We start from the raw sequence: 24,194 nt of genomic DNA on the forward strand, positions 1-24,194 counted from the left end.
CAGGTAAGCAAACCTTAAAGCAGACGAAGGTAACTAAAATGGCCATCAACAATATCAACAACTTGGCGAATAATCGGTTGCAAAATACCGCTAATAGCCAGGGGACAGGCAGCAAGTCAGTCACCTCATCGCCCGAAAACAAAGCGGCTACTGTCAAGCTGGACTCCGTCTCCTTGACCAGTGAGGCGCAACAATTGCAAAAGATGCAACAAAACCTCAATACCGCCTCGACCGGCAATGAGAGCAAGGTCGAACGGCTGAAAAAAGCCGTCGCGAGTGGTGAATATCAGGTTAACAGCGACGCTGTGGCCAAGAAGATGTTCAGTTTCGAGGCCAATCTGGACAAAGTTCTGGGATGATGGATTTACCTTCGTTACTGCACACCCAAGATGATTACCTCAGCCAGATGCAAGGCATTCTGGAAGAGGAGTTCAGCTTGCTCGAACAGCATCAGGCACTGGCCCTGCCCGCACTGACCGAGCGCAAACAGCAGTTGCTTGCTGCGATAGAAACTCTGGACAAGACACTGGCAGAGATGCCGGAACTGGCACTGCAGCTGGCAGCCTATCCCGACGAGATGGCACAGCTTCGTGCAAAACTGGATGCTTGCCAGGCACAAAATGATATCAACGGTCGCTTGCTTGAATTGAGCATCGTCTCAAACCGTCGTCTGGCAACCTTTCTGAGTCAGCTGCGCGATCGCAACAGCCTGACCTATGACGCCAAGGGTAATACTCGCTCTGGCACCCGCTCCTACGGTATCAAGGCCTGACATCTCTTATCAGGCCTTGCATTTTTGATCTCCGTTTTAAAGCACCAGTCGCAACAACTCTCGCCCGTCCTCACACGCATTGACGCGTAGCACCCCGTCCTCATAGCACCCGTAACTGGCAGGCAACTCGCCGCGCGGGAAACAGATCGACCCCGGGTTCATCAATACCCGCTCCCCCTGCCACTCCAGCACCGGCACATGGGTGTGACCGCTCAGGAACAGACTGCCCGGCGGTAGCTGTACCTCGTCCGGGCGATAAAGATGGCCATGGCTTGCAAACCAGCGCCGCTCGTCGATCAGCAACTGGTTGTAGGGAGCTGTGATGGGAAAGCGCAACAGCATCTGATCCACTTCGGAATCGCAATTGCCCCGCACAGCGATGATCTGTGGCGCCAGCTCGTTGAGCCGATCGGCCACGGCGGCCGGGTTATACCCTTCCGGCAGAGGATTGCGCGGGCCATGGTTGAGCAGATCGCCGAGCAGCAGATAGTGATCCGGCTGCCAGGGCTCAAGTTGGGTCAGCACCCGCTCCAGCGCAATGATGCTGCCGTGGATGTCGGAAATGATGGCAAGTTTCATGAAATGCACCTCACTGCGGGCTGAAATAGAGATCCTTGGTAGCAATCGTCCCTTTCAAATTCTGGCTGGGCAGCCCTCGCAGCGCGGGATCGACCAGTCTCATCTGATTGTAATGATACACGGGGAGGATCGGTGCCTCCTCAAGCAGCAACTGTTCGGCATGCCGGTAGAGTTCAACCCGGCTCGCGCTGTCCAGCGTATTGGCTGCCTGCTCCAGCAGCAGATCAAAGTCGGGATTGCAGTAGCCGCTCTCGTTACGCAGATCCTGACAACGGAAGCTGCCCAACATGGCAGACGGCTCCACGTAATCGCCAAACAGGAAGCTTCTGGCCACCTGGAAATCACCGCTATCCTTGGCCACCTGATAGGCACCCCACTCCAGACTGTTGAGGGTGACCTGTACCCCCAGCTTCTGCCACATGGCGGCAATGGCCATCGCCATCTGCTTGTGGGTTTCTGCGCTGTTGTAGGCAATGCTCAGCTTGAGTGGATTGGCACTGTTATACCCGGCCGCTGACAGCAACGCTGCCGCTTTGGCCTGGCGGGTTGGCATATCTTCAAGCGCCACAGGCAATATCACCCGGGGGTAACCCGGCATCTCCGGCAACAGCGACCATGCCGCCTGTTCATCCTGCCCGCTCACCGATCCAATGAGCTGCTGTCGATCAACCGCCATGGAGAGCGCCTGACGCACCCGCACATCCTGCAGTTCGGGGCGCTTCAGATTGAACGCATAGAGATAGGTGCCAAACAGCGGCAAGCCCCAGAGCCGCTCCGGAGATTCGCGCTTCATCTTCTGGTAATAGCCGAGGGAGACCTTGTTGGTGAGCTGGATTTCACCAGCCTCATAGCGCAGCCGTTCGGCATGTTGCGAGGTGATAGGCAGATAGGTGACCCGTCCGATACGGGTGTGAAGGTCATCCCAGTAGTGGATATTGCGCTCGGCTTCTATCCGCTCGTTTGGCGTCCAACTTGTCAGCCGGTAAGCACCATTGCTCACCAGCTTGCCGGGTTCGGTCCACTGCTTGCCAAATTTGGCTATCGCCTTCTGATTGACTGGCACAAAGGGGCGCTGACTGATGAGCTGCAGGAAATAGGGAGCCGGCCGCTCCAGGGTGATTTTCAGGATCTGATCGCTTTGCGCTTCAATGCCCAGATTGCCGAGCTCCAGCGCGCCGGCATAGATGGATTGAGCATTGTTGATCCCCGTTGCCAGCAGCAATCCGGCAGAAGGGGAGTTGATGGCCGGATCGAGCAGACGGCGCCAGGCATAGACAAAATCAGCGGCCACCAGCGGCTCACCATTGGACCACTTCAGTTGGGGGCGCAGGAAGAATCGCCACTCCAGCCCATCTTCACTCACCTCCCAGCGCTGTGCCTGAGCAGGAACGATATGCCCCTGACCATCTTCGCTGACCAGCCCTTCAAACAGATCGACCAGCACGACCTCCCCCGGAAAACCGGAGCGCACCAGCGCAGGATCCAGCGACTCCGGCTCGGCACCGTTGCCCTTGACCAGGGTTTGCCGATCGGCAAGCAGAGGCTGCTGCTCAACGGTGGTGGCATGGGCCAGGGGCCCTGCCAGCACGGCAAGCAATAGCGGGGAGAGCCAGCGTTGCGCCAGCTTGGGGAAGAAACCATACCTCATGACAAAACCTCGAATAACACCACTGCAGGAGGGGAAGGCCGGCGATGCGCCTGATGAATGCCTGATGCCGCTCTTGTTATCCCCGAAAACGCCCCGTATTGTATCGGGCTTGCCCGGGAGATGGAGTCTTTCGGGTTAATTTTTTCAGGAGTTTTTATGGGTTATGAGTGGCTGGCCCTCGCGTCGGCCAGTTTATGGGCAATTGCAGCGCTAATTTCGGTCAAACCGGCCCGTCATCTCGGCGCATTTGCCTACAGCCGCTGGCGCATGTTTCTGGTCAGCCTGATGCTCGGCACCATGAGTCTGCTCACCGGTGGCTGGCAAACCCTCACCGCAAGCGCCCTGCCTCTGCTCGCCATCTCGGGGCTGGTCGGCATCTTCGTGGGCGATACGGCGCTGTTTGCCTGCATGAATCGGCTGGGGCCAAGGCGCAGTGCCCTGCTCTTCTCCTGCCATGCGCTGTTTTCCGCCCTGCTTGGGCTATGGCTCTTTAATGAACAGCTGACGGGCTGGCGACTGCTGGGGGCCATGCTGGTCTTTGCTGGCGTGATGCTGGCGATCCTGTTTGGCAGACGCAGTAGCAGCAACGAGTGGGAGCAGATCCGTGGCAATCTGGCGCTGGGAATTGGCCTTGGCCTGACGGCGGCACTGTGTCAGAGCGTGGGAGCCATCATCGCCAAGCCGGTGATGATGAGTGGTGAGGTGGATGCGGTGAGTGCATCGGGTATCCGGATGGGCAGTGCCCTGCTGGCCCACTGCGTCCTGCGGCTGGGGCGCTTGCCGCTGGCCATGCCGCTCAAACCGGTCAATCGCCATATCCTCGCCATGATTGCCACCAACGGTTTTCTGGCGATGGGGCTGGGGATGACGCTGATCCTGATGGCGCTGCGGCAGGGCGAGGTGGGCATGGTGGCCATTCTCTCCTCCACCACGCCGGTACTGCTGCTGCCGCTGTTGTGGTGGCACTCGGGGGAGCGGCCATCCGTTGCCGCCTGGGCGGGTGCACTGATTGCCACCCTGGGCACGGCGCTGGTGCTGGGTTTCAGCACTCACTGACCCCCGGCGCTATCCCTGATCAGAACAGGGCTATCTCCTCAGCGGTCAGCTCGCGGTATTCACCAGGGGCCAGCTCTTCGTCAAGCGTCAAGCCCCCCACCCGCTCGCGATGCAAGCCAATGACCTTGTTGCCGATGGAGGCAAACATCCGCTTGACCTGATGGTACTTGCCTTCGTGGATGGTCAGGCGGGCCTCGCACTCGCCGAGAATTTCCAGCTGGGCAGGACGGGTTTTATCGGTCTCGTTACGCAGGTAGACCCCTTCGGCGAACAGCGCGATTGCATCCGGGCTCACCGGATCGGCCAGCCAGACGTGATAGGTCTTGGCACACTCGTGACGCGGCGAGGTGATGCGGTGGGACCACTGACCGTCATCGGTCACCAGCACCAGACCCGTGGTATCGAGGTCGAGGCGACCCACTACGTGCAGCTTGCCCATCGCCGGTTCATCCATCAGGAAGAAGACAGTCGGGTGATCCGGATCCTCGTTGGAGCAGACGTAACCTTCCGGTTTGTGCAGCATGAAATAGCGGTTGCGCTGCTCCAGCGTCAGCAGCACGCCGTCAAACTCGATCTGGCTCTGCTCATTGATATGAAAAGCGGGCTGCTTGACCACAATGCCATCCACCATGACCTCACCCTGACGGATCAGTTTGCCTGCCAGCGAGCGGGTCAAATCGGAACAATCGCACAGAAATTTATCAAGCCGCATTCACAACCTCGGAGTCCAACAAGTAAAGGGGCGTCATTATATCGGGCGGGGGCGACAACGCCACTGTTAAGGGGTTGCCAATTATGACGAACTGGTCATCCGATGTTACACTTCTCCGGTGTGACCCATCCGAACGATACTCATAATAATAAGAGTCAGGAAGCCCTCATGAAGTCTCAAGCATCCTATCCCGTCATTCCCGTCAACCAGCTGAAACCCGGCATGTATGTCATTGCTATCGCCAGCCAGACAGGTGGGATGGAGATCGCCCAGATGGGCTTGGTGACCAGCGTGGCGCAAATTGCCAATCTGGTACGTCAGGGGGTGCTCACGGTACGCATCGATCTGGCCCGCAGCAAGCTGGGCAGTGCCGAAAGCGACGCCGTTACCTCCCCCGATCTCAATGCCAACAGCGCCCAGGTAGGGCGCCGTGCCAGTGCCAACGGCGAAGGACGGGAGCTTAAAATCCGCCGCCTCTATCAGGAAGCGCGCGAGCTGCAAGGCAAGTTCATTCGCCACCTCAAAGCGGGTGAGCCCATCGACATCACCCCGCTGGCCGAAGTTGCCGAAGAGATGGTGGACACCATGTTCACCCACGGCGATGCCATGCTCTGTCTGGCCCGTATTCGCGCCAAGGATGCCTACCTGATGGAGCACTCCATGAACGTGGCCATTCTGCTGGCCAACTTCGGCCGCTATCTGGGACTTGAGCGCAGCGTGCTCAAGGAGCTGACCCTAGGTGGCCTGCTGCACGACGTGGGCAAGATCATGACCCCGGACGAGGTGCTCCACAAACCGGGCAAACTGACCGATGAGGAGTTCGCCATCATGCGTCAGCATGTGGTGCACAGTTACGAGATCCTCAGCAATACCCCTGGCATCACCCCCACCATGCTGGAAGTGGCCGCCAACCACCACGAGCGGCTCGATGGCTCCGGCTACCCGCAGCGACTCAAGGGAGAGCAGCTCTCTCTCTATACCCGGATGAGCGGCATCGTCGATGTCTATGATGCCATCACTGCAGATCGGGTCTACAAAGCGGGTATGCAGCCGACCCAGGCCTTCCGCATTCTGCTCAAGGGGATCAATCAGCACTTTGATGCCGAACTGGTTACCAAGTTCATCAAGTGCATGGGGGTCTATCCGGTGGGCACTCTGGTACAGCTCTCAAACCAGCGCCTGGCTATCGTGATGCAGCGCAACGAGCAGCAGCCGCTCAAGCCGGTGGTCAAGGTGATCTATCACGCCACCCAGCGTCACTACCTCGACGTACAGTGGCTGGATCTGGCCAAGTCAGGGGTGCAGGAGAGCATCGAAAACACGGTCGACCCCAAAGAGTTTGGCATCAACCTCGCCAACTTCTTCTAAATCTCTCACCTCGGATATTCATGATTGGCGCTGGCTGTCGAGCCAGTGCTGGATCAGAAACTCCTCATCCAGCGGCGAGAGATCAAAACGCAGGCTGGCCTCTTCAATGGCAGAGATATCGTACTGGTGGTGCTCACTGAGCCAAAGCACCGCACGACGCAAATCTTCACCATGGGGGAGTAGCAGATGGTCGCTCATGGGATACCTCCGGTAGACTGCAGGGCGGCCAGCGAACCTGGCCCCCTCTTTCAAGTCTAGTCGGTCAATCCCCACAACTTGCGCTTCACCCTCCCCCCTTTATCACAACAATCCGCTTGTCACTGCAATCAGCGACCGAAGGCGCGCTGCCAATCCTGATCAAACTTCGCTAGCGCCGCATCCACCGCTGGCACGTTCAGCAGCTGCTCCGCCACATCGAGCGGCAAGGTGATGGACTGGCAACCGGCCAGCAGGCAGTCAAGGGCCTGACGGGGAGTGCGAAATGACGCAGCCAGCACTTTGCTATTCGGTGCGTGCAGCGCAAGCAGCTGTTGCAACTCCTGCACGGTGGCAATGCCATCACCACCTTGGGCATCCAGCCGGTTAACGTAGGGCGCGACATATTCCGCCCCCGCTACCGCCGCCAGCCAGCCCTGCAGCGGGGTATAGACAGCGGTGCCCAGGGTCGGCACACCGTTGGCTGTCAGGCTCTTGATGGCAGCCAGCCCTTCTGCGCACACCGGGATCTTGATCACCAGATCCGGGTCCAGTTCACGCAGGGCAAATGCCTCGCGCACCATCTCGGTTTCGGTTTTGGCCATCACCTGGGCAAACAGGCGCGCCTTGGGCCCCAGCACATCGCGCAGGGCGGGCAGCAGCTCACAGAGCGGCAATCCCCCGGCGGCGGTAATGGAAGGATTGGTGGTGACACCGGCCAACGGCAGGATCCGTGACCAGCGACGTACTGCCGCCACATCGGCGGTATCGAGATACAGCTCCATCTCTAACTCCTTAACGGGATGTTCAATATATCGCCATTCTAGCGATAAAACATCTGCAAACAGCTTGATCGAAATCAAGTTACATTTCGAATGAAAGCAAATAGAATGCAAATACAAAAGGAGGCGGTATGATTTTCGACCTGCAACGATATTCAACTCACGATGGCCCCGGCATTCGCACCCTGGTGTTTCTCAAGGGGTGCTCGCTGGCCTGTCTGTGGTGTCAAAACCCGGAAAGCCGCTCTCCCAAGCCGGACATACTACTCGACCGGCGCCAATGCATCGAGGGATGCCAGCTCTGCAACCAGGCGTGTCCGGCAATCTTGCGTGACAGCAAGGGCGTCCAGCTCAGTCGCTCTGCCCTCAAGGCCGACGATGTGGAACGGCTGCGCGGCCTCTGCCCAAGCGAAGCGCTGCAGGTGTGCGGCCGCGATGAAACGCTGGACACCCTGATGGACACCATCTTGCGGGATCGCCCCTTCTTCGAGCGCAGCGGCGGTGGCGTCACCCTCTCCGGTGGCGAGCCGTTTATGCAGCCCGACTTTGCCGCGTCCCTGCTCGCCCGCTGCAAGGCCGAAGGGCTGCACACCGCAGTCGAGAGCTGCCTCCATGTGCCCTGGCACCAGATTGAGCCAAGCCTCCCCTCACTGGATCTGGTGCTGGCGGATCTCAAACACGTTGATAAAGAACGATTCTTCAACTGGACCCGCGGCAAGGTGGAGCTACCCATCGCGAACCTCAAACGCCTCGCCGAGCACGGCGTACCGATGCAGATCCGGGTGCCGCTCATTCCCGGCTTCAATGCCGACCGCACATCGATCAGCGCCATCACCGACACCGCCGCCAGCCTCGGCACCGTGCAGGAGATCCACTTCCTCCCCTACCACACCTTAGGCGTGGGCAAATATGCCCTGCTGGATCTGCCCTATCAGGCGCCGGAGACACCGCTCGATGACCCCGATTTACTCAGCTTTGCCCACGCATACGCCCAACGTCAGGGGCTGACCCCTGTGACCAGAGGATAAGATCATGACCCAGCTCGACCTCAATACCCTCAGCCCGCGGATCCGCGCCCACAAAGAGAGCCTGATCCACATCGTTCAGCCACCGGTCTGCACCGAGCGTGTCCGCCACTACACCGAGGCCTATCAGGCTCATCTCGCCCGACCGCTGCCGGTGCGCCGCGCTCTTGCGCTGGCTCATCACCTCAAGGAGCGCACCATCTGGATCAAGCACGACGAGCTGATCGTCGGCAATCAGGCCAGTCAGGTGCGGGCGGCGCCACTGTTTCCCGAATACACGGTGAGCTGGATTGAGAAGGAGATCGACGAGCTGGCCGACCGCCCCGGCGCCGGTTTTGCCGTCAGCGAAACCGACAAGGCGATCATCCACGCCCTCACCCCCTTCTGGCGAGGCCAGACGGTGCAGGATCGCTGCTTCGGCCTCTTTACCGATGAGCAGAAAGCACTGCTGGAGAGCGGCATCATCAAGGCCGAGGGCAACATGACCTCGGGGGATGCTCACCTCGCGGTCAACTATGAGGAGCTGCTCACGCTGGGTCTCGATGGCTTCAAGGCCAAGGTGGCCGAGCGCCGCAGTCGGCTGGATTTGGCGGATTGGGCCGATCTGCAGCGCGAGCAGTTCCTGCACGCCGTCGCCATCACTCTGGATGCGGTCAGCGCTCATATCTCGCGCTACGCCGCACTTGCCCATGATATGGCAGCACAAGAATCTCGCCCCGAGCGCCGAAACGAGCTTGAGACCATAGCGCTCAACTGCGCCCATATCGCCCACCAGTCCCCCGAGACCTTCTGGCAGGCGCTGCAGCTCTGCTACTTTATCCAGCTCATCCTGCAGATCGAATCCAACGGTCACTCGGTGTCGTTTGGCCGGATGGATCAGTACCTCTACCCCTGGTATCGCCGCGAGGTGGAGCTGTCGGAATCGCTGTCACGCCCCCGCGCCATCGAACTGCTGCAAGGGTGCTGGCTCAAGTTGCTGGAGGTGAACAAGATCCGCTCCGGAACCCACTCCAAAGCCTCCGCCGGCAGCCCGCTCTATCAGAACGTCACCATCGGCGGCCAGAACTGGCGGGATGGCACTGCCCATGACGCGGTCAATGGCCTCTCCTACGTGATTCTGGAGTCCTGCGGCCAGTTGCGTTCAACTCAGCCCAACCTCTCGGTGCGCTACCATGCCGGGATGAGCGAGGATTTTCTCGACGCCTGCATTCAGGTGATCCGCTGCGGCTTCGGCATGCCCGCCTTCAACAACGACGAAGTGGTGATCCCCGAGTTCATCAAGCTCGGGGTTAGTGTGGAAGATGCCCACCACTACGCCGCCATCGGTTGCATCGAGACTGCTGTGCCCGGCAAGTGGGGCTACCGCTGCACCGGCATGAGCTTTATCAACTTCGCCCGCATCCTGCTGGCGGCGCTGGATGGCGGCCGCGATGCCACCACCGACAAGGTATTCCTGCCCCAGCCTCAGTCGCTGCGAGACGGGAGCTTTGGCAACTTTGACGAGGTGATGGCCCGCTGGGATGAGCAGGTGCGCTACTTCACCCGCAAATCCATCGAGATCGACTGTGTGGTCGACAGCGTGCTGGAGGCTCAAGCCCACGACATCCTCTGCAGCACCCTCGTGGATGACTGCATCGAGCGTGGCAAGACCATCAAGGAGGGAGGCGCCGTCTATGACTGGGTCTCCGGTCTGCAGGTGGGAATTGCCAACCTCGGCAACAGTCTGGCGGCCCTGAAGAAGCTGGTGTTCGAGCAGGGGATTGTGGATCAGCAAGAGCTGGCCGAAGCACTCGAGCAAGACTTTACCGGGCTGGCAGGGGAGCAATTGCGCCAGCGCCTCACCAACGCAGCCCCCAAATACGGCAACGATCTGGACGAGGTTGACCTGCTGCTGGTGCGGGCCTACCAGAGCTACATCGACGAGCTCAAAGGTCTGCACAACACCCGCTTCGGCCGTGGCCCCATCGGCGGTACCTACTATGCGGGCACCTCCTCCATCTCCGCCAACGTGCCCTTCGGTGCCGCCACCATGGCCACCCCGGATGGTCGCCATGCCCGCACCCCGCTGGCGGAAGGGGCCAGCCCCTCGTCGGGTTCGGATCGTCTCGGCCCCACGGCGGTGTTCAACTCCATCGGCAAGCTGCCCACGGCGGCCATTCTCGGCGGGGTGCTGCTCAACCAGAAGCTGAGCCCGGCGAGCCTTGAGAACGAGAGGGACAAAGCCAAGCTGATGAGCCTGTTACGCACCTTCTTCGAGGTGCACAAGGGGTGGCATGTGCAGTACAACATCGTCTCGCGGGAGACCCTGCTGGCAGCCAAGGCCCATCCCGATCAGTACCGGGATCTGGTGGTACGGGTGGCGGGCTATTCAGCCTTCTTCACCGCCTTATCCCCGGATGCGCAAGATGATATCATCGCCCGCACCGAGCACAGTCTCTGACGGGGCGCCCCCATTGCGCCAGTGACGTCATATGATTGGCAAGCCACCCCCACGGGTGGCTTGCCGCTTTCCACCACCTTGCATGTGAGCGCACCATGAATCCACGCCACCAACTGATCCTCACTCTGGTCCATCAGGCTCGCAAGATGAGCGTGAGTGAACTCTCCCGACACACAGGCGTGTCTGAAGTGACGGTGCGCAACGACCTCACCGCGCTGGAGAAGCAGGGACTGCTCAGACGGGTACACGGCTCGGCCATGGCGCTGGAGACCGATGACCCGGATGCACGGATGAACATCAATTACCTGCTCAAGGAGCGCCTCGCCGAGCGAGCCGCCCAGCTGGTGGAAGATGGCGAGACGGTCTTTATCGAGGGGGGCAGCGCCAACGCCATGCTGGCGCGCCATCTAGCCTTGCACAAACGGGTCACCATCATCACCATCAGCAGCTATATCGCCCATCTGCTCAAAGACACCCCAGCTCAGGTGGTGCTTCTCGGCGGGCTGTTCCAGCATCAGAGCGAGAGCGTGGTGGGGCCGCTCACGCGCCTCTGCATCGAGCAGGTGCACTTCTCCAAGGCCTTTATCGGGGTCGACGGTTTTCATCCCGAGATGGGTTTCACCGGCCGCGATATGATGCGGGCCGACGTGGTCAACAGCGTGCTGGCCAAGGGGATGACCAATGTGGTGATCACCGACAGCAGCAAATTTGGCGCCATCCACCCGAGCCAGCTTGGCGCGCCGGGCCAGATCAACGTGCTGGTTACCGACGATGCCCTGCCCGCCCCCATGCGGGCCGCCATCGCGGCCAAGGGGATCAGCCTGCACTGCGTTGCGGCCTAGGCCGCCCGCTAATTCACGCTATTTCATTGACCTGACAGGATAAAATTTCCATGATGAGCCAGTCCCCATCGGGACTGACATCACCAGTGTGTGAGCTGCAGGAAGCAGACTTCAGGAGAGCAAGGACATGCCATCGACCATCACCGCCGGGGAGCGCCGACTCTCCCCTATCATTCGCGCCACCGCCATCACCCTGGCCCTGTGCTGGAGCCCGTTTGGCTGGAGTGCCACGCTGCCCGCCGACTTGAAGTGGGAGAGAAACAACCAGGATCATCTCTATGCCGATCCGGCCGCCAAACGCGGCGGCACCTTTCGCACCTTTATGACCAGCTTCCCTCTGACCCTGCGCAAATATGGCCCCGACTCCAACGGCGGCTTTGCCGGTTACGTGCGGGAAACCAACCTGCCACTGCTGAGCACTCATCCCGTTACCGGCAACCCCATGCCGATGCTGGCAAATGAGTGGGCCTTCGGCGCCGACAACAAGACCCTCTATTTTCGCATCAATCCCAAGGCGCGCTGGTCAGACGGCCAGCCGGTCACCGCCGATGACTGGCTCTTTACCCTCAAGATGATGCGCAGCAAAGAGATCAACGACCCCTGGTAGAACAACTACTACAGCACCCAGATAGCCGATATCACCAAGTTTGATGATCACACCCTGGCCATCACCAGCGGCACCGAAAAGAGCCGCCAGGATCTGCTCGAGTCACTGCCCATCAGCCCGGAGCCGAGCCACGCCATCAAGCTCACCGCCAACTGGGTCAAGGAGTACAACTGGAAGGTGTTGCCAGTCACCGGCCCCTATCAGATCGATCAGGTGAAAAAGGGTAAATCGGTCACCTTCAAGCGGATTGAAAACTGGTGGGGGGATGACGAGCGCTACTTCCAGCATCGCTTCAATCCTGCGCGGATCGAGATCAAGGTGCTCAGGGATCTGAACATCGCCTGGCAGCACTTCCTGCGCGGCGATCTCGACACCTTCCCGCTGGTGATGCCCAACTGGTGGCACGACAAGACCAAAACTGCAGAGTTCGAGAAGGGTTATATCGCGCGTACCTGGTTCTACAACCAGACCCCGCAATCGCCAATGGGGCTCTATCTCAACACCGCCGATCCGCTGCTGAATAATCTCGATGTGCGGCTCGGGATCCAGCATGCCCTCAACCTCGACAAGATGCTCACCACCCTGCTGCGGGGGGATTACCAGCGACTCAACAGTTATGGCTCAGGTCAGGGTGAGTTTACCAACAGCGAGATCAAGGCCCGTCCGTTCGCTCCCAAACTGGCACGGGAATACTTTGCCAAAGCCGGTTTCAACAAAGTGGGGCCGCAGGGAATTTTGCAAAACGACAAGGGGCAGTCACTGACCCTCGCTATCACCTACACCACGGCGGAGCACGCCCAGCGGCTCACGCTGTTGCGGGAAGAGGCCAAGAAGGCGGGGCTTAATCTGGAGCTCAACCTGATGGATGCATCGGCCGGTTTCAAATCGATGCTGGAGAAAAAGCACCAGAGCGCCTGGATGGCCTGGGCGGGCAGCCGCTATCCCGCCTATTGGGAGTTCTTCCACAAGGTCAACGCCAACAAGCCCCAGACCAACAACATCATGAACATCGATGACGATGCCATCACGGCTCTGGTGGAGCAGTATGACAAGGAGTTCGACTTTGCCAAAAAGGCGGCCCTGTCACGGCAGATCCAGCAGCGGCTCTATGAGCTGGCAAGCTTCGTCCCCGCCTATCAGGTGCCCTACACCCGGGAAGGCGCCTGGCGCTGGATAAAACTGCCAAAAGTACCTGCAACACCCAAGAGCGAGCAGCTTTACTGGCCTCTTGGGGGCGACAACAGCGGTTACAGCTATGGCGGTCTGCTATGGATTGATGAAGAGCTAAAATCCGAGACTAGGGCAGCCATCAAGAGTGGCAAGACTTTCCCGGCCGAGCCTATCATCGACACCACTTATCGCCAGCCCTGATTCCATCAGCCCATCGGCAAAAGTCCTTAAAACAAAAGACCCCGCCAGATAGCGGGGTCTTTGTTGGCAACCGGTGTTGCGAATAGCTCGGTGATCAGCCGCGTTTGGCCTGCTTCTCGGCAATGGCGTCAGCCACGTCAGCCGGCTCCAGTACGATGCCTTCCTGATCCGGGGTCGGGAACACGGCAACACACAGCTCGTCCTGCTCCATACCGTCAACCCAGCGCTCCAGCCACACCTTGAGGGTGATGGACTGCGGCTTGCAATCGGCCCACTCACCTTCGGCCCACGCCTTGGCGTACTCCGGGTGCGGCCATACCGGGATGCAATCTTCATCGTCGGTGGTCAGCATCATGACGCCATGCTCGTCAGTCAGGACGAACAGCTCTTCATGCTCGACCAGCTTGCTGATGAAGTGATCGTAACGGTAATCAGCGTTCAGTTGCAGCGCGGCATTGCGCTCGGTGTCGCTCAGTTCATAGCTCATTGGCCAAGTCTCTCTCTCGATAAAGGGCGCCATGTTCACATCTTGTCGTCAGCTTGTCCAGCTTGCAGCCCCTTGGCACCGGATGGGGAGGACAATGACGCAAATAAGGATAGAGCAGCCTCCTCGATAGCGAGACCGCCAGCCATCATATTGCCCCTTTTACAGCGCAGGGGTGATCAGCTCCACATCAGGCTGCTCGCTCAGCTTTTGCCGCAGCCAGTAGGCGGACTCCACCTCGACAAAGCAGAGCAGATCCCGGCCATTGGCCGCCATCGTCATCAATTGTTCAAAACGCTGCTGTTGCTGTTGCTCCCAGGCGGCAGCAAGTTTCACCCCGTGGGCTTCATCCACCACTTCGCGGCGCAACTCGAACAGGTTATCGGTGATCGGGCTGTTGATCTTGGCGGCGCAGTGCCAGTACATCAGCAGGTTATCCATCATCTCGCTGTCGTAGTTGGCCAGTGCATCCAGCTCGGGTGTATCACCGCTGTCGCTGGCGGCAAAATCGCACCAGCCCGCATCGAGTGACGCCAGCTCATGAGCCCCATTGGCATGCTTGCGTAACAGTGCAATGTCGGCCCCCTTGCGTGCAGGTAACCACACCTCGCCCTGATGGGCATCCAGCAGGGACGTCAACGAAGCAGCGGGGTAGACAGGAAAGCGGGCACAAAGTGAATGCAGCAGGGATACCAGAGTGATCTTGACCATGAGCGATACCTTGAACAGGGCGAACAGCCACCAATAGACCGTCCGATATAAAGAAGTGCCCTATCCTACCACGTTTGGTCCGGCTCGGCCCTTGGCGAAGCTGTCAGCCAACCATCTGATTACGCCGAAAAAAACAGCATTTGAAACGCAGCATCCAGCCAAAGATCAATAATTTGAGCCAGCGCCCACTAAAGTGGATCCGGGGATGTTAGTTTGCATACATCTTTAGCGTAAGGAGTAAATCCATGATTGGGATCGACCAGGTTTCTAACGAATTCGTGAACGATTTGAAAATACTGGCATGCTTTGATCCGGCCAACATGAGCCTAGGGATTAAATTACGCAGCGATATGTCTGAAGAGTTGTGCCAAGCGGCAGCCCGTCTGCACCAACAGGGGCTCATCAGCGCAGAAGATGGCGGCTATCTCACCCCGTTTGGCATGACCATGGTTGAACACCTGCAACATCTGTTGGTCGCACTCAAACCGCTTTGACCGGCTGTGGTGCCCAGAGCGAAAAGTTGAGTAGCTCCCAGCGCTCCCCTTGGTGAAGATGACAGGCAAACAGCAAAGGACCTTCGGGTCCTTTTACTTTGCCATCCACCAGCCACTCCCCCTCCCTTTCAGGTACCAGTCGCGCATTTACCTCATCGGGTTGCAGCGCAGCACCTATTCGGACCTGGACAAACTGCTGGCAGATCACCTGCGCTTCCATCGCGGATTGAACCGGTACCGGCGCATCGGACGTCGGAGTCAAGGTGGCAGCAAGCAGGAGCGATAGCAGCATGATTCAGCACATGGGAGTCAGTAGCAGAAGCCAGATAAACAAAAAGCCGTGGCACCAGAGGTACCACGGCTTTCTTAAATTCTGTAAGAATTACAGAGCGGTTACGTTCTCAGCCTGCGGGCCTTTCTGACCTTGGGTCACAGAGAACTGTACGCGCTGACCTTCAGCCAGGGTACGGAAACCGTTACCTTGAATGGCGCTGAAGTGAACGAAAACGTCCGGGCCGTTTTCTTGCTGGATGAAGCCAAAACCTTTGGTTTCGTTGAAAAACTTAACGGTACCGGTGATCATGTTAGACATATCTTTTAAACCTGTATTCAAAATAATTACTTATGCTTTTCAGCGGGTAAAGCTCAAAAAACGGGATTAACTTATGAACAACAGGACAAGATGTGAAACATCGTATTCATTGACATAACTATCGCCCTTTCAAGCTGGTTTGGATTATACGTGGCTTTGTAGATTACGCAAACAAATTTGTGCCCTGCCAATGACAGGGCACAAACCGTTATAAGGTGGCCGCTTCCAACGCTTCGACCAGCGCTCTGAGAAAACGAGCCGCCTCCCCGCCAGTACAGGCTCTGTGGTCAAATGTCATCGACAGCGGCAATGCCCTGACGGGACGCGCTTCACCATGGATGAACACCACTTTTTCGAACAGTTTGCCTGCCCCTATGATGGCTACCTGCGGCGGCGTGACAATGGGGCTGGCATAGCGGCCTGCGATGGCGCCGAAGTTGGTGAGCGTAATGGTCGCCCCCTGCAACATCTCGCGCGGCACGGCGCGCGCCTTAACATCAGCGATCATCCGATCCAGCCCCTGCCGGATATCTGCCCCCTCCCGCTCGGCCACGTTCTCCATCACCGGCACATAGAGACCATGCTTTGAATCCACCGCGATGGCCACATTGACCTCTTTGAACAGCCGCCGTGACAGGGTGTCGCCATCAAACCAGGCGTTCATCGAGGGCTCGGCGCGGCACGCCACGCCAATGGCCTTGATAAGGCGCACCGTCACATCCTCATCAGGGCGCCAGTGACGCAAATCCACCTCATCGGTGATGCTGACCGGCACCACAGTCTGATGAGAGAGCTCCATCGCCTTGGCCATGGCACGCCGTGACCCTTTGAGGAATTCGTTGCCACTGCTTTGCTGGGCCTCGAATGCCTGCTGCACATCCAGCTCGGTCACCATGCCGCCGCTGCCACTTCCCTTGATCCGGTCGATTTCCAGACCCAGCTTCTGCGCCAGCAGGCGCACGGCAGGCATGGCTTGCACCAGCGATCCCCCCGGGGCAATGGCCCCCACCACGAAGTGATCCTCGATATGCTGCTGATGGGCGCTCACCTTGCCCACCACGGTACCATCATCCTCACCCCCCTCGAACTCCACCAGCGGCGCACCAATATGGAGGATATCTCCCTCGGCGCCGCAGAGACGGGCAATCACCCCGGCCACCGGAGAGGGTACGTCCACCAGCGCCTTGGCCGTTTCCACCGACAAGAGCACCTGATCGACCGCAACGGTATCACCGGCACTCACCTTCCACTCGACGATCTCGGCTTCGGCCAACCCTTCACCCAGATCCGGTAATTTGAAAAATTTCATAGTCACTGGTTCTCCATCAGCTGGTGAGCGGCATCGGCGATATCCTGCTCGGTGATGAGGTAATACGCCTCGTTGCGATAGTAGGGGACGGCGGCATCCACGCCGGTCAGCCGCTTGGGCGGCGCCTTGAGGCTGGGAAGTGCCTGCTCGGTCACCCGCGCCACGATTTCGGCTCCGACCCCGAAGCTGCCACACGCCTCATGCACCACCAGTAACCGGCCGGTCTTGCGTACCGAGGTGAGGATGGTCTCCATATCCAGCGGCTTGATGGTGGCCAGATCCAGCACCTCGCACTGGATATCCTGCTCGGCCAGCAGGTTCGCCGCCCGCATCACCTCCTGAATGCAGGCCCCCCAGGCCACTATCGTGATATCCCGGCCCGGGCGCAGGGTGAAGCAGACATCCAGCGGCAGGCCGACACCGTCATCCACCACCTCGGATTTCATCGAGCGGTAGATGCGATCCGGTTCGAAAAACATCACGGGATCCGGATCGCGGATGGCCGAGAGCAGCAGGCCATAGGCGCGTCTCGGGCTGGAAGGGATCACAACCCGTAGCCCCGGAATATGGGCAAACAGCGCCTCGACACTCTCGCTGTGGTGTTCAGGCGAATGAATGCCCGCGCCATAGGGGGAGCGATAGACGAGGGGACAGGAGAGGCGGCCACGGGTGCGGTTTCGCATCCGTGCCGCCTGACAGATGATCTGCTCCATCCCGGGGAAGATGAAGCCCTGAAACTGGAACTCCGCCACCGGCTTGAGCCCCTGGGTCGCCATGCCGACCGCCACCCCGGCGATCAATCCCTCGGCCAGCGGCGTGTCGATCACCCGCTTGAAACCGAACTTGTCGCGCAGGCCCACAGTGGCGCGAAACACCCCGCCGTTGACCCCGACATCCTCGCCGAGCACCACCACATCCGGGTCGTGCTCCATCTCGTAGTGAAGGGCCATGTTGACCGCTTCCAGCAAACTGATCTCACTCATGGCCAACCTCCTGCTTCATCCCCTTGGCAATCACTCGCTCGCGCTGGGGCACGAGTTCGGCGGGCAGGCTGGCGTAGTGATAATCGAGCATCGCCTCCGGCGGCTGGGGCGCCATCGCCTCATAGCGGGCGACCGCCTGCTCTACCTCCCGGGTGGCTTCCGCCAGCAGGCTCTGCTCCTGCTCTTCATCCCACCAGCCTTTGCTATTCATAAACTGGCGCAGCCGCTTGACCGGCTCTTTCGCCCAGGCTGCCTCGACCTCGGCCCCATCGCGATAGCGAGTGGCATCGTCGGCCGTGGTGTGATCGCCGAGGCGATAACTGACCGCCTCGATCAGGGTCGGCCCCTTGCCGCTGCGGGCCCGTTCGACGGCACTGCGGGCGGCATCGTAGACCGCGACCACATCGTTGCCATCCACCTGCAGGCTGCGTACCCCGGCGCCAATACCCTTCTGGGCCAGCGTAGGGGCGCTCGATTGCAGCTTGCGCGGCACCGAGATGGCCCACTGGTTGTTGTTGACGATGATGACCATCGGCAGGTGCCAGACACCGGCGCAGTTAAGCCCCTCCAGAAAATCCCCCTTGGAGGTGCCGCCGTCGCCGATGGTGACTACGGCGACGCGCGGTTGATTACGCAGTTTGAAGGCAGACGCAATGCCGCAGGCGTGAGTGATCTGGGTGGCGATGGGGACGCAGATGGGGAGATCTTCAGAGGGAGTCCCATCGGGTTTGAGAAAATAACTGCCCCGCTCGTCCCCACCCCAATATTGCAAGTTCTTCTCCATCGGCACGCCACGCACATAGAGGGTGGGCATGTCCCGATAGTAGGGGACGTAGACATCCTGCGGCTGCATGGCCAGACCAATGCCAATCCCCACGGCTTCTGCGCCGAGATGGGAGGGAAAAGTACCGAGTTTGCCGGTTCGTTGCAGCGCAATCGCTTTTTTGTCATAGCTGCGCACCATCACCATATTGCGATAGAAGGTGTGCAGTATCGCCTTGTCCAGCCAGGTCGGTAAGGTGGCGACCGGGCACCCTTCCGCATCGAGGTAACGAAGGAAAGGGATGTCGACATGGGTCATAACTGGCTCCTTGCCGTTGTGAGCGTCACCGATGCTGGTGACACCTAGATGTAAATACCTTGTTAAATAAAAAGCAAAGGGATTTACTCAGGTAAGACCAGTAGAAACTTCTTTAAAGTAGCGAAGGAGCTGAATTTTCGGCGATGAGTGGCAAGGTATGCCGTAAATGGTGCAACTTTGCAGCGCTGAATGCAGGATGCCAAATATTGAAAAGGGGAGCCTGCTCCCCCTTCTGTTACTCAAGTCAGCGGTTACGCCAACCAGCAGTTACGCCAACCACTGTTGCAGCTGGCGGGCCATGCCCGCTGGCAGCAAGTGAGCGCGACTCAACAAGCGGCTGCGCCAGGGCTCAGCCAGCAAGGTGGGGCAAATTCGCATCTCCCGTCCCCGGTCAGCCACGCGCACCAACCGATCGATGAGGGTCTCCAGCGGCGGATGCGTCGGCCAGTGGGGATAGAGGTCGGCAGTCGCGATCCCGGCCAGCTCGCACACCCGCTCCTCCTCATCTCCCTTCTCATCAACCATTGGCCAGGGGTGAAGCACCTGCAGCCAGCCCGGCCGTGCGGCCTCCAGCAACTGGCCCAGCGTCGGCTGCGCAAAGTGGGGATCCCCTGCAGCTTTGAGCAGATGGCGCGCCCCTGCCAGCACCACCACGCCGCGCGGGGGAAGTGTTAGAAGATAGTCGGCCAGCGCCTGATCCCGCCCCCTGTTGTGTTGCTGCCAGCGCTCCGAGCTCATCTCCTGCCACTCGAATAAGGGCTCGCAGAGATGCACCCGCAGCCGCATATGTTCAGGGCGCGCCATATTGCTCTGGCGCAGAGCGGAAAAGAGAGCCGGAAACTCGGGGGCCATCCAGGCGGGAAAGGCGCAGGAGTCGAGCCAGACCGGATAGAGTCGTGCCAGCGTCAGCGGCGCCCCCTGCCAGCTCTCCTCCCCCGCCAGCCAGGCATCGAACAAGCCCTGATGATGGCGATTGCCGCACTCCAGCACCAGATCAGTCATAACTCCCCAGAGCGCCGGATCACACAGCCAGGCGTGCTGGCGCCGGATATAATCCGGGTGCCAATGCGGCTCCCCCAGCCCCACCAACTTGCCCGCCAGCAAGGCTTCCCGGATGGCAGCAACAGGGGTCATGCGTCCCCCTCCTGTCGGATGTATGGTTGTTGCCCGACCCCATAGACCCGCTCACAAATAAGGGCGCCGATCTTTGCCAGCCAGTCGGGATGCACCATCTCCTGATGCAGACAGGGGAAGCGCTCATAGCGGATTTCGCCTTTTGTCAGCGGCTCCCAGCCACGTCCATCCAGCCAGGGCTGGCGGGAGGCTGACGCCTCGATAAAGATCACCTCCCCGTGGTAGCAGTAGTCGACCGGCTGACGGATCAGCCGGTTGTTGTGGCCCACCAGCTCAATCATGGCGCTCACAACCTGCTCGTCGAGCATGGCCAGCGCACTCCCCTCCGCCCCCAGTCGGGCCACCACCTCGTCTCGAGTGAGGGAGTCGAGCGCCTCGTCCGCAACCGCAATCCCCCCCATCCGCAGCAGCGCATCGAGCATCCGCTGCTCGTCGGGCAACGGCTGGGTCTGCCACTGCTGACAGGGGTAGGCATCGAGCAGCAGCACCATGGCCACCTCTTGTCCCTGCTCCTGCAGCATGGCGGCCATCCGGTGCACCAGCATCCCCCCGAGCGACCAGCCGAGCAGCCAGTAGGGCCCCTCGCTCTGTTGACGACGCAGCTCGGTCACATAATCGAGCGCCAGCTCGTCGAAACTGGCGGGCAGCGGGGCATCGGGCTGACAGAGCGCCCGCGCCTGCAGGGCATAGACGGCCATGTCGGCCGGCAGATGGGGCACCAGCGGCGCATAACACCAGCCGAGCCCCCCCGCGGGGTGGACGCAAAAGAGGGTGGGGCACGATGCGCCCGACTGCGCACCATGCGCCCGCAGGGGCAACAGCATAGGCATGGCCTCCCGCTCACCGCCAAGACGACGCGCCAGCTGGGCGGGGCTGGGGGCTTCGAACAGGCAGGCCAAAGTGAGCGCCTGTCCGGTCGACTCTTCAATGCGCACCACCAGCTGCGCCGCCAGCAGGGAGTGGCCACCGAGCGCAAAGAAGTTATCGTCGGCGCCGACTCGCGCCAGCCCCAGCACCTCGGCGAAGAGGCGGCAGAGCCGCTCCTCCAGCAGGGTTTTCGGCAGCGACTGACCCACTGCCGATGACATATCGGGCAGCGGCAGCCCCTTGCGATCCAGCTTGCCATTGGGAGTGAGCGGCAGCTCAGCCAGGTTTACCAGGAGCCCCGGTACCATGTAGTCGGGCAAGGCAGCGCCAAGGGCGGGTGCCAGCTCGGCCAGCGTCAGCTCTCTGCTATCTGCGGCCACCACGTAGGCCACCAGACGGCGATCGCCGGGGGCAAATTCGGGGGCCAACACTACCGCCTGCGCCACTCGGGGATGGCGCAGCAGCACCTGCTCGATCTCCTCCAGTTCGATGCGCTGGCCACGGATCTTCACCTGAAAATCGAGGCGCCCCAGATACTCGATGGCGCCATCCTCGCGCCAGGCGGCCAGATCGCCGCTGCGATAGAGCCGTCCCGCTCCGAAGGGGTTGGCAATAAAGCGCTCGGCGGTGAGCTCGGGCTGGCCAAAGTAGCCCTCCGCCACCTGCACGCCGCCGATCCAGAGCTCGCCTGCCACACCGGAGGGCACCGGCTGCAACCAGGGGTCAAGAATGTGGATACTGGTATTCCAGACCGGATAGCCGATGGGCACGCTGGTCACCGCCTCGTCTGCCCGGCAGGGATACCAGGTGACATCCACCGCCGCCTCGGTCGGGCCATAGAGGTTGTGCAGCGGGGCTGAGAATGTCCCATACCAACGCTGCACCAGATCCGCGGGCAGCGCCTCGCCGGAGCAGAAGACTTGCCGCAGGGCGCGGCAACGGGCAGGCTCGGCTTGTGCGACGAAGATCTGCAGCATGGAGGGGACAAAGTGCAAGGTGGTGATCCCGGCCTGCTCAATCAGCTCAGCAAGGTAGGCGGGATCCTTGTGGCCACCCGGTTTAGCGAGCACCAGCCGCGCCCCGGTCATAAAGGGCCAGAAGAACTCCCAGATGGAGACATCGAAACCGGCCGGGGTCTTTTGCAGCACCCGATCCGCCGGGCCGATGGGATACATGTGCTGCATCCAGAGCAGCCGGTTGACAATGGCGCCATGGCTCACCACTACCCCTTTGGGCCGACCGGTCGAACCGGAGGTGTAGATGATGTAGGCCGCATCTTCCGGTTTGGGGGCTGGCAGATCACAAGGTGCTACCGCCGCCAGCTGCTCTGCCACACCGGGGGCATCGAGGCAGACAAGTGGCGCGGCCACGTCGAGCGGCATCTGAAGCGTATGGCTGGTCAACACCAGCGCAGGATCGCTGCTGGCGAGAATGTAGCCAATCCGCTCCGCCGGATAGTCCGGGTCAACGGGCACATAGACGGCCCCCACCGCCATGATGGCCTGCTGGGCGAGAATAAGCTCGGGAGAGCGCGGGATCACCACCGCCACCCGACAACCGGGGCCCACGCCCCTTCCCGCCAGATAGCTGGCCAGCTGGCGGGTACGCTGGCGCAGCTCGGCAACACTCCAGCGTTCGGCGCCACACTCCAGCGCGATGGCACTCTGATCCGCGGCCGCCAGCCCCCCGGCCAGCAGTGCACTCAGGGTGGTGGTCGGCAACGGATGGTCGGTTTGGTTCCAGCGCGCCAGCTCAGCCTGCTCGCAGTGCAGCAGCAGCGGCAAACGCACTGCCAGGGCCTCGTCACCCGCCTCACTCCAGGCCGCCAGATAAGCTACCAGCCGGGCCAGATGACGTTCACTCTCCTGTTGGCTGAAGCGCCCCTGATGTGCTTCAAGGGTCAGGGTCATAGCGCCTGCCTCCTCGGCAAAGTAGAAGGCGCACTCCTCCACCGGCCCCGCCGCCAGCACCTGCACCTCGCCACGAACCTGGTTGTGCCCTTCACCAACGCTGAGGGTGCGGGCAAAGGGCATCAAATTGACCTGAGGGCCAAATAGCGACTGGCCCGGCTGACGCTGTTGCAACCACTCCTGACGGCAGCCCTGATGGCGGCGCAGGGCGGCAAATTGCCGCTCGACCTGTGCCAGCAACGCCCCTACCCGGCTGGTGCCGCTCAGCTCGATGTGCAGGGGCACTACATTGACCTTCATGCAGGGGGTATCGGTCGCCACTGAGCCCAGCCGCCCCATCAGCGGAATACCCAGCACCACCTCGCCAGCGCCGCTCATTCGCTGCACATAGCTGGCCACTGCCGCCAGCAGCAAGCTGTAGGGGTGACAGGCCGAGCGACTCGCCCGTGCCACCAGTACCTGCCACTGGCGGCCAGCCAGACGCTGTTCAAGACGATAAGTGGGGCCCGGCCCTTGCGCCGGACGACGGGAGAGCGACGCAGGGCTATCCACCCCGGCCAGCTGCTGCACGAAGAAATCGCGATCCCGCGCGGCGCGCGGTGAATCCTGATAGGCCGCCTCTTCGGCCAACAACTCCTGCTGGGTCGCATAACGGCAGGGGGCTGGCTGCTCGCCGGCGCAGAGCGCCTCATACCAGCTCGCCACCCGCTGGCAGAGCAAACTCAGGCCAAAGCCGTCGATGGCGATATGGTGCACGGCGATAAACCAGGCCCACTGCCCCTCGCCAAGGCGATAGAGGGTGGTGGCAAACAGCGGCCCCCCGGCCAGATTGAAGGGGACGGCCAGCTGAGCACGCATCTCGGCCTGCGCGGCCGCAAGCGGATCGGCTTCGCTGCGCAGATCCCGTTCGCTCAGCTGCCAGCACGCGGGGTTGGCCACCATCTGCGGGCCATCGGCAGTAGCCACAAAAGCGCAGTGCAGACCGGGGATCTCGTCGATGGTCTGGCGCACCGCGCGGGTGAAGTGATGGGGAGCCAGCACCCCCTCCAGCAGCCAGTACTCGCCGGTATTGCAGGCGGGGCTCTGCGGGTATTTTTGCTGGGCAAACCAGATGCCCGCCTGAGCAGTGGTAAGCGGCCAGCGCGGGTGCTCACCACGTTGGTGGGTGGCGCGCATCGCCATTGTCTGTTCCATGGGAATGTCCTTGCGCAAACATCGAGCGGGCAGCGACT

Annotated in this window: 22 protein-coding genes and 1 pseudogene; 9 read left to right on the plus strand and 14 right to left on the minus strand. The window is 60.6% G+C overall.

Annotated features, from left to right (window positions below; all coding sequences use genetic code 11):
- The first annotated feature begins 38 nt into the window (after positions 1 to 38).
- Both flgM and ACTG2W_RS05430 read left to right on the plus strand, forming a co-directional pair.
- The gene (flgM, locus tag ACTG2W_RS05425) at positions 39 to 359 is read left to right on the plus strand and encodes a flagellar biosynthesis anti-sigma factor FlgM (protein WP_005334177.1); all 321 of its coding nucleotides are present in this window, start codon (positions 39 to 41) and stop codon (positions 357 to 359) included.
- Entirely contained in the window at positions 356 to 772 is a 417-nt protein-coding gene (locus ACTG2W_RS05430; protein ID WP_040066163.1) for a flagella synthesis protein FlgN, read from the plus strand. Before flgM ends, ACTG2W_RS05430 begins: the two co-directional genes overlap by 4 nt.
- 36 nt (positions 773 to 808) lie before the next feature.
- Here the strand turns inward: ACTG2W_RS05430 and yfcE are convergent, their stop codons facing one another.
- The gene (gene yfcE, locus ACTG2W_RS05435) at positions 809 to 1,351 is read right to left on the minus strand and encodes a phosphodiesterase (RefSeq protein WP_440016093.1); all 543 of its coding nucleotides are present in this window, start codon (positions 1,349 to 1,351) and stop codon (positions 809 to 811) included.
- Positions 1,352 to 1,361: 10 nt separating this feature from the next.
- A complete protein-coding gene (locus tag ACTG2W_RS05440; RefSeq protein WP_440016094.1) occupies positions 1,362 to 2,999 on the minus strand; it encodes a peptide ABC transporter substrate-binding protein in 1,638 nt (545 codons plus the stop codon).
- A gap of 156 nt (positions 3,000 to 3,155) precedes the next feature.
- Between ACTG2W_RS05440 and ACTG2W_RS05445 the strand changes: the two genes are divergently transcribed.
- Positions 3,156 to 4,055 carry a DMT family transporter gene (locus tag ACTG2W_RS05445; RefSeq protein WP_043823314.1) on the plus strand — a complete coding sequence of 300 codons (900 nt, stop codon included), beginning with the start codon at positions 3,156 to 3,158 and terminating at the stop codon, positions 4,053 to 4,055.
- Between the two features lie 19 nt (positions 4,056 to 4,074).
- Here ACTG2W_RS05445 and rsuA read toward each other — a convergent pair whose 3' ends face one another.
- Entirely contained in the window at positions 4,075 to 4,767 is a 693-nt protein-coding gene (gene rsuA, locus ACTG2W_RS05450; protein WP_106843163.1) for a 16S rRNA pseudouridine(516) synthase RsuA, read from the minus strand.
- A 168-nt stretch (positions 4,768 to 4,935) separates the two neighbouring features.
- On the opposite strand from rsuA, the gene ACTG2W_RS05455 reads away from it, so the two are divergent.
- Positions 4,936 to 6,135, plus strand: coding sequence for an HD-GYP domain-containing protein (locus tag ACTG2W_RS05455; RefSeq protein WP_005350638.1), 1,200 nt, complete (start codon positions 4,936 to 4,938; stop codon positions 6,133 to 6,135).
- 18 nt (positions 6,136 to 6,153) lie between these two features.
- Here the strand turns inward: ACTG2W_RS05455 and ACTG2W_RS05460 are convergent, their stop codons facing one another.
- Positions 6,154 to 6,333, minus strand: coding sequence for a hypothetical protein (locus ACTG2W_RS05460; protein WP_106843164.1), 180 nt, complete (start codon positions 6,331 to 6,333; stop codon positions 6,154 to 6,156).
- A 128-nt stretch (positions 6,334 to 6,461) separates the two neighbouring features.
- Positions 6,462 to 7,115 carry a fructose-6-phosphate aldolase gene (fsa, locus tag ACTG2W_RS05465; RefSeq protein WP_042080204.1) on the minus strand — a complete coding sequence of 218 codons (654 nt, stop codon included), beginning with the start codon at positions 7,113 to 7,115 and terminating at the stop codon, positions 6,462 to 6,464.
- Positions 7,116 to 7,243: 128 nt separating this feature from the next.
- On the opposite strand from fsa, the gene ACTG2W_RS05470 reads away from it, so the two are divergent.
- From ACTG2W_RS05470 to ACTG2W_RS05485, 4 genes and pseudogenes are all read left to right on the plus strand, one after another.
- Positions 7,244 to 8,140 carry a glycyl-radical enzyme activating protein gene (locus ACTG2W_RS05470; protein WP_106843165.1) on the plus strand — a complete coding sequence of 299 codons (897 nt, stop codon included), beginning with the start codon at positions 7,244 to 7,246 and terminating at the stop codon, positions 8,138 to 8,140.
- A 4-nt stretch (positions 8,141 to 8,144) separates the two neighbouring features.
- The gene (locus tag ACTG2W_RS05475) at positions 8,145 to 10,577 is read left to right on the plus strand and encodes a formate C-acetyltransferase/glycerol dehydratase family glycyl radical enzyme (RefSeq protein WP_106843166.1); all 2,433 of its coding nucleotides are present in this window, start codon (positions 8,145 to 8,147) and stop codon (positions 10,575 to 10,577) included.
- 95 nt (positions 10,578 to 10,672) lie between these two features.
- Complete coding sequence (locus tag ACTG2W_RS05480; RefSeq protein WP_005334200.1) at positions 10,673 to 11,419, plus strand: DeoR/GlpR family DNA-binding transcription regulator; 747 nt, start codon at positions 10,673 to 10,675, stop codon at positions 11,417 to 11,419.
- 127 nt (positions 11,420 to 11,546) lie between these two features.
- Positions 11,547 to 13,397: pseudogene (locus ACTG2W_RS05485) on the plus strand (extracellular solute-binding protein).
- A gap of 94 nt (positions 13,398 to 13,491) precedes the next feature.
- Here the strand turns inward: ACTG2W_RS05485 and ACTG2W_RS05490 are convergent.
- On the minus strand, positions 13,492 to 13,884 hold the full coding sequence (locus tag ACTG2W_RS05490; RefSeq protein ID WP_005334204.1) for a DUF2750 domain-containing protein: 393 nt from the start codon (positions 13,882 to 13,884) through the stop codon (positions 13,492 to 13,494).
- 159 nt (positions 13,885 to 14,043) lie between these two features.
- A complete protein-coding gene (locus ACTG2W_RS05495) occupies positions 14,044 to 14,592 on the minus strand; it encodes a hypothetical protein (RefSeq protein ID WP_106843168.1) in 549 nt (182 codons plus the stop codon).
- Positions 14,593 to 14,837: 245 nt separating this feature from the next.
- Between ACTG2W_RS05495 and ACTG2W_RS05500 the strand changes: the two genes are divergently transcribed.
- Positions 14,838 to 15,086, plus strand: coding sequence for a TIGR02647 family protein (locus ACTG2W_RS05500; protein ID WP_005334209.1), 249 nt, complete (start codon positions 14,838 to 14,840; stop codon positions 15,084 to 15,086).
- On the opposite strand, the gene ACTG2W_RS05505 is transcribed toward ACTG2W_RS05500, so the two are convergent.
- From ACTG2W_RS05505 to ACTG2W_RS05535, 7 genes are all read right to left on the minus strand, one after another.
- The gene (locus tag ACTG2W_RS05505) at positions 15,073 to 15,378 is read right to left on the minus strand and encodes a hypothetical protein (RefSeq protein WP_021231075.1); all 306 of its coding nucleotides are present in this window, start codon (positions 15,376 to 15,378) and stop codon (positions 15,073 to 15,075) included. The genes ACTG2W_RS05500 and ACTG2W_RS05505 overlap by 14 nt on opposite strands.
- Positions 15,379 to 15,468: 90 nt before the next feature.
- Positions 15,469 to 15,678, minus strand: a complete 210-nt coding sequence (locus ACTG2W_RS05510) for a cold-shock protein (protein ID WP_005302803.1) — start codon at positions 15,676 to 15,678, stop codon at positions 15,469 to 15,471.
- 208 nt (positions 15,679 to 15,886) lie between these two features.
- Entirely contained in the window at positions 15,887 to 16,987 is a 1,101-nt protein-coding gene (locus ACTG2W_RS05515; RefSeq protein ID WP_100646300.1) for a dihydrolipoamide acetyltransferase family protein, read from the minus strand.
- 2 nt (positions 16,988 to 16,989) lie between these two features.
- A complete protein-coding gene (locus tag ACTG2W_RS05520) occupies positions 16,990 to 17,970 on the minus strand; it encodes an alpha-ketoacid dehydrogenase subunit beta (protein WP_106843169.1) in 981 nt (326 codons plus the stop codon).
- Complete coding sequence (gene pdhA / locus ACTG2W_RS05525) at positions 17,963 to 19,051, minus strand: pyruvate dehydrogenase (acetyl-transferring) E1 component subunit alpha (RefSeq protein WP_106843170.1); 1,089 nt, start codon at positions 19,049 to 19,051, stop codon at positions 17,963 to 17,965. Before pdhA ends, ACTG2W_RS05520 begins: the two co-directional genes overlap by 8 nt.
- A gap of 267 nt (positions 19,052 to 19,318) precedes the next feature.
- Positions 19,319 to 20,185 carry a hypothetical protein gene (locus ACTG2W_RS05530; protein WP_106843171.1) on the minus strand — a complete coding sequence of 289 codons (867 nt, stop codon included), beginning with the start codon at positions 20,183 to 20,185 and terminating at the stop codon, positions 19,319 to 19,321.
- Positions 20,182 to 24,156, minus strand: coding sequence for a non-ribosomal peptide synthetase (locus ACTG2W_RS05535; RefSeq protein WP_106843172.1), 3,975 nt, complete (start codon positions 24,154 to 24,156; stop codon positions 20,182 to 20,184). Before ACTG2W_RS05535 ends, ACTG2W_RS05530 begins: the two co-directional genes overlap by 4 nt.
- Positions 24,157 to 24,194: the final 38 nt, after the last annotated feature.

The organism is Aeromonas sp. 96A (assembly GCF_051919165.1).
In the GTDB taxonomy this organism is placed as follows: Bacteria; Pseudomonadota; Gammaproteobacteria; order Enterobacterales; family Aeromonadaceae; genus Aeromonas; species Aeromonas veronii.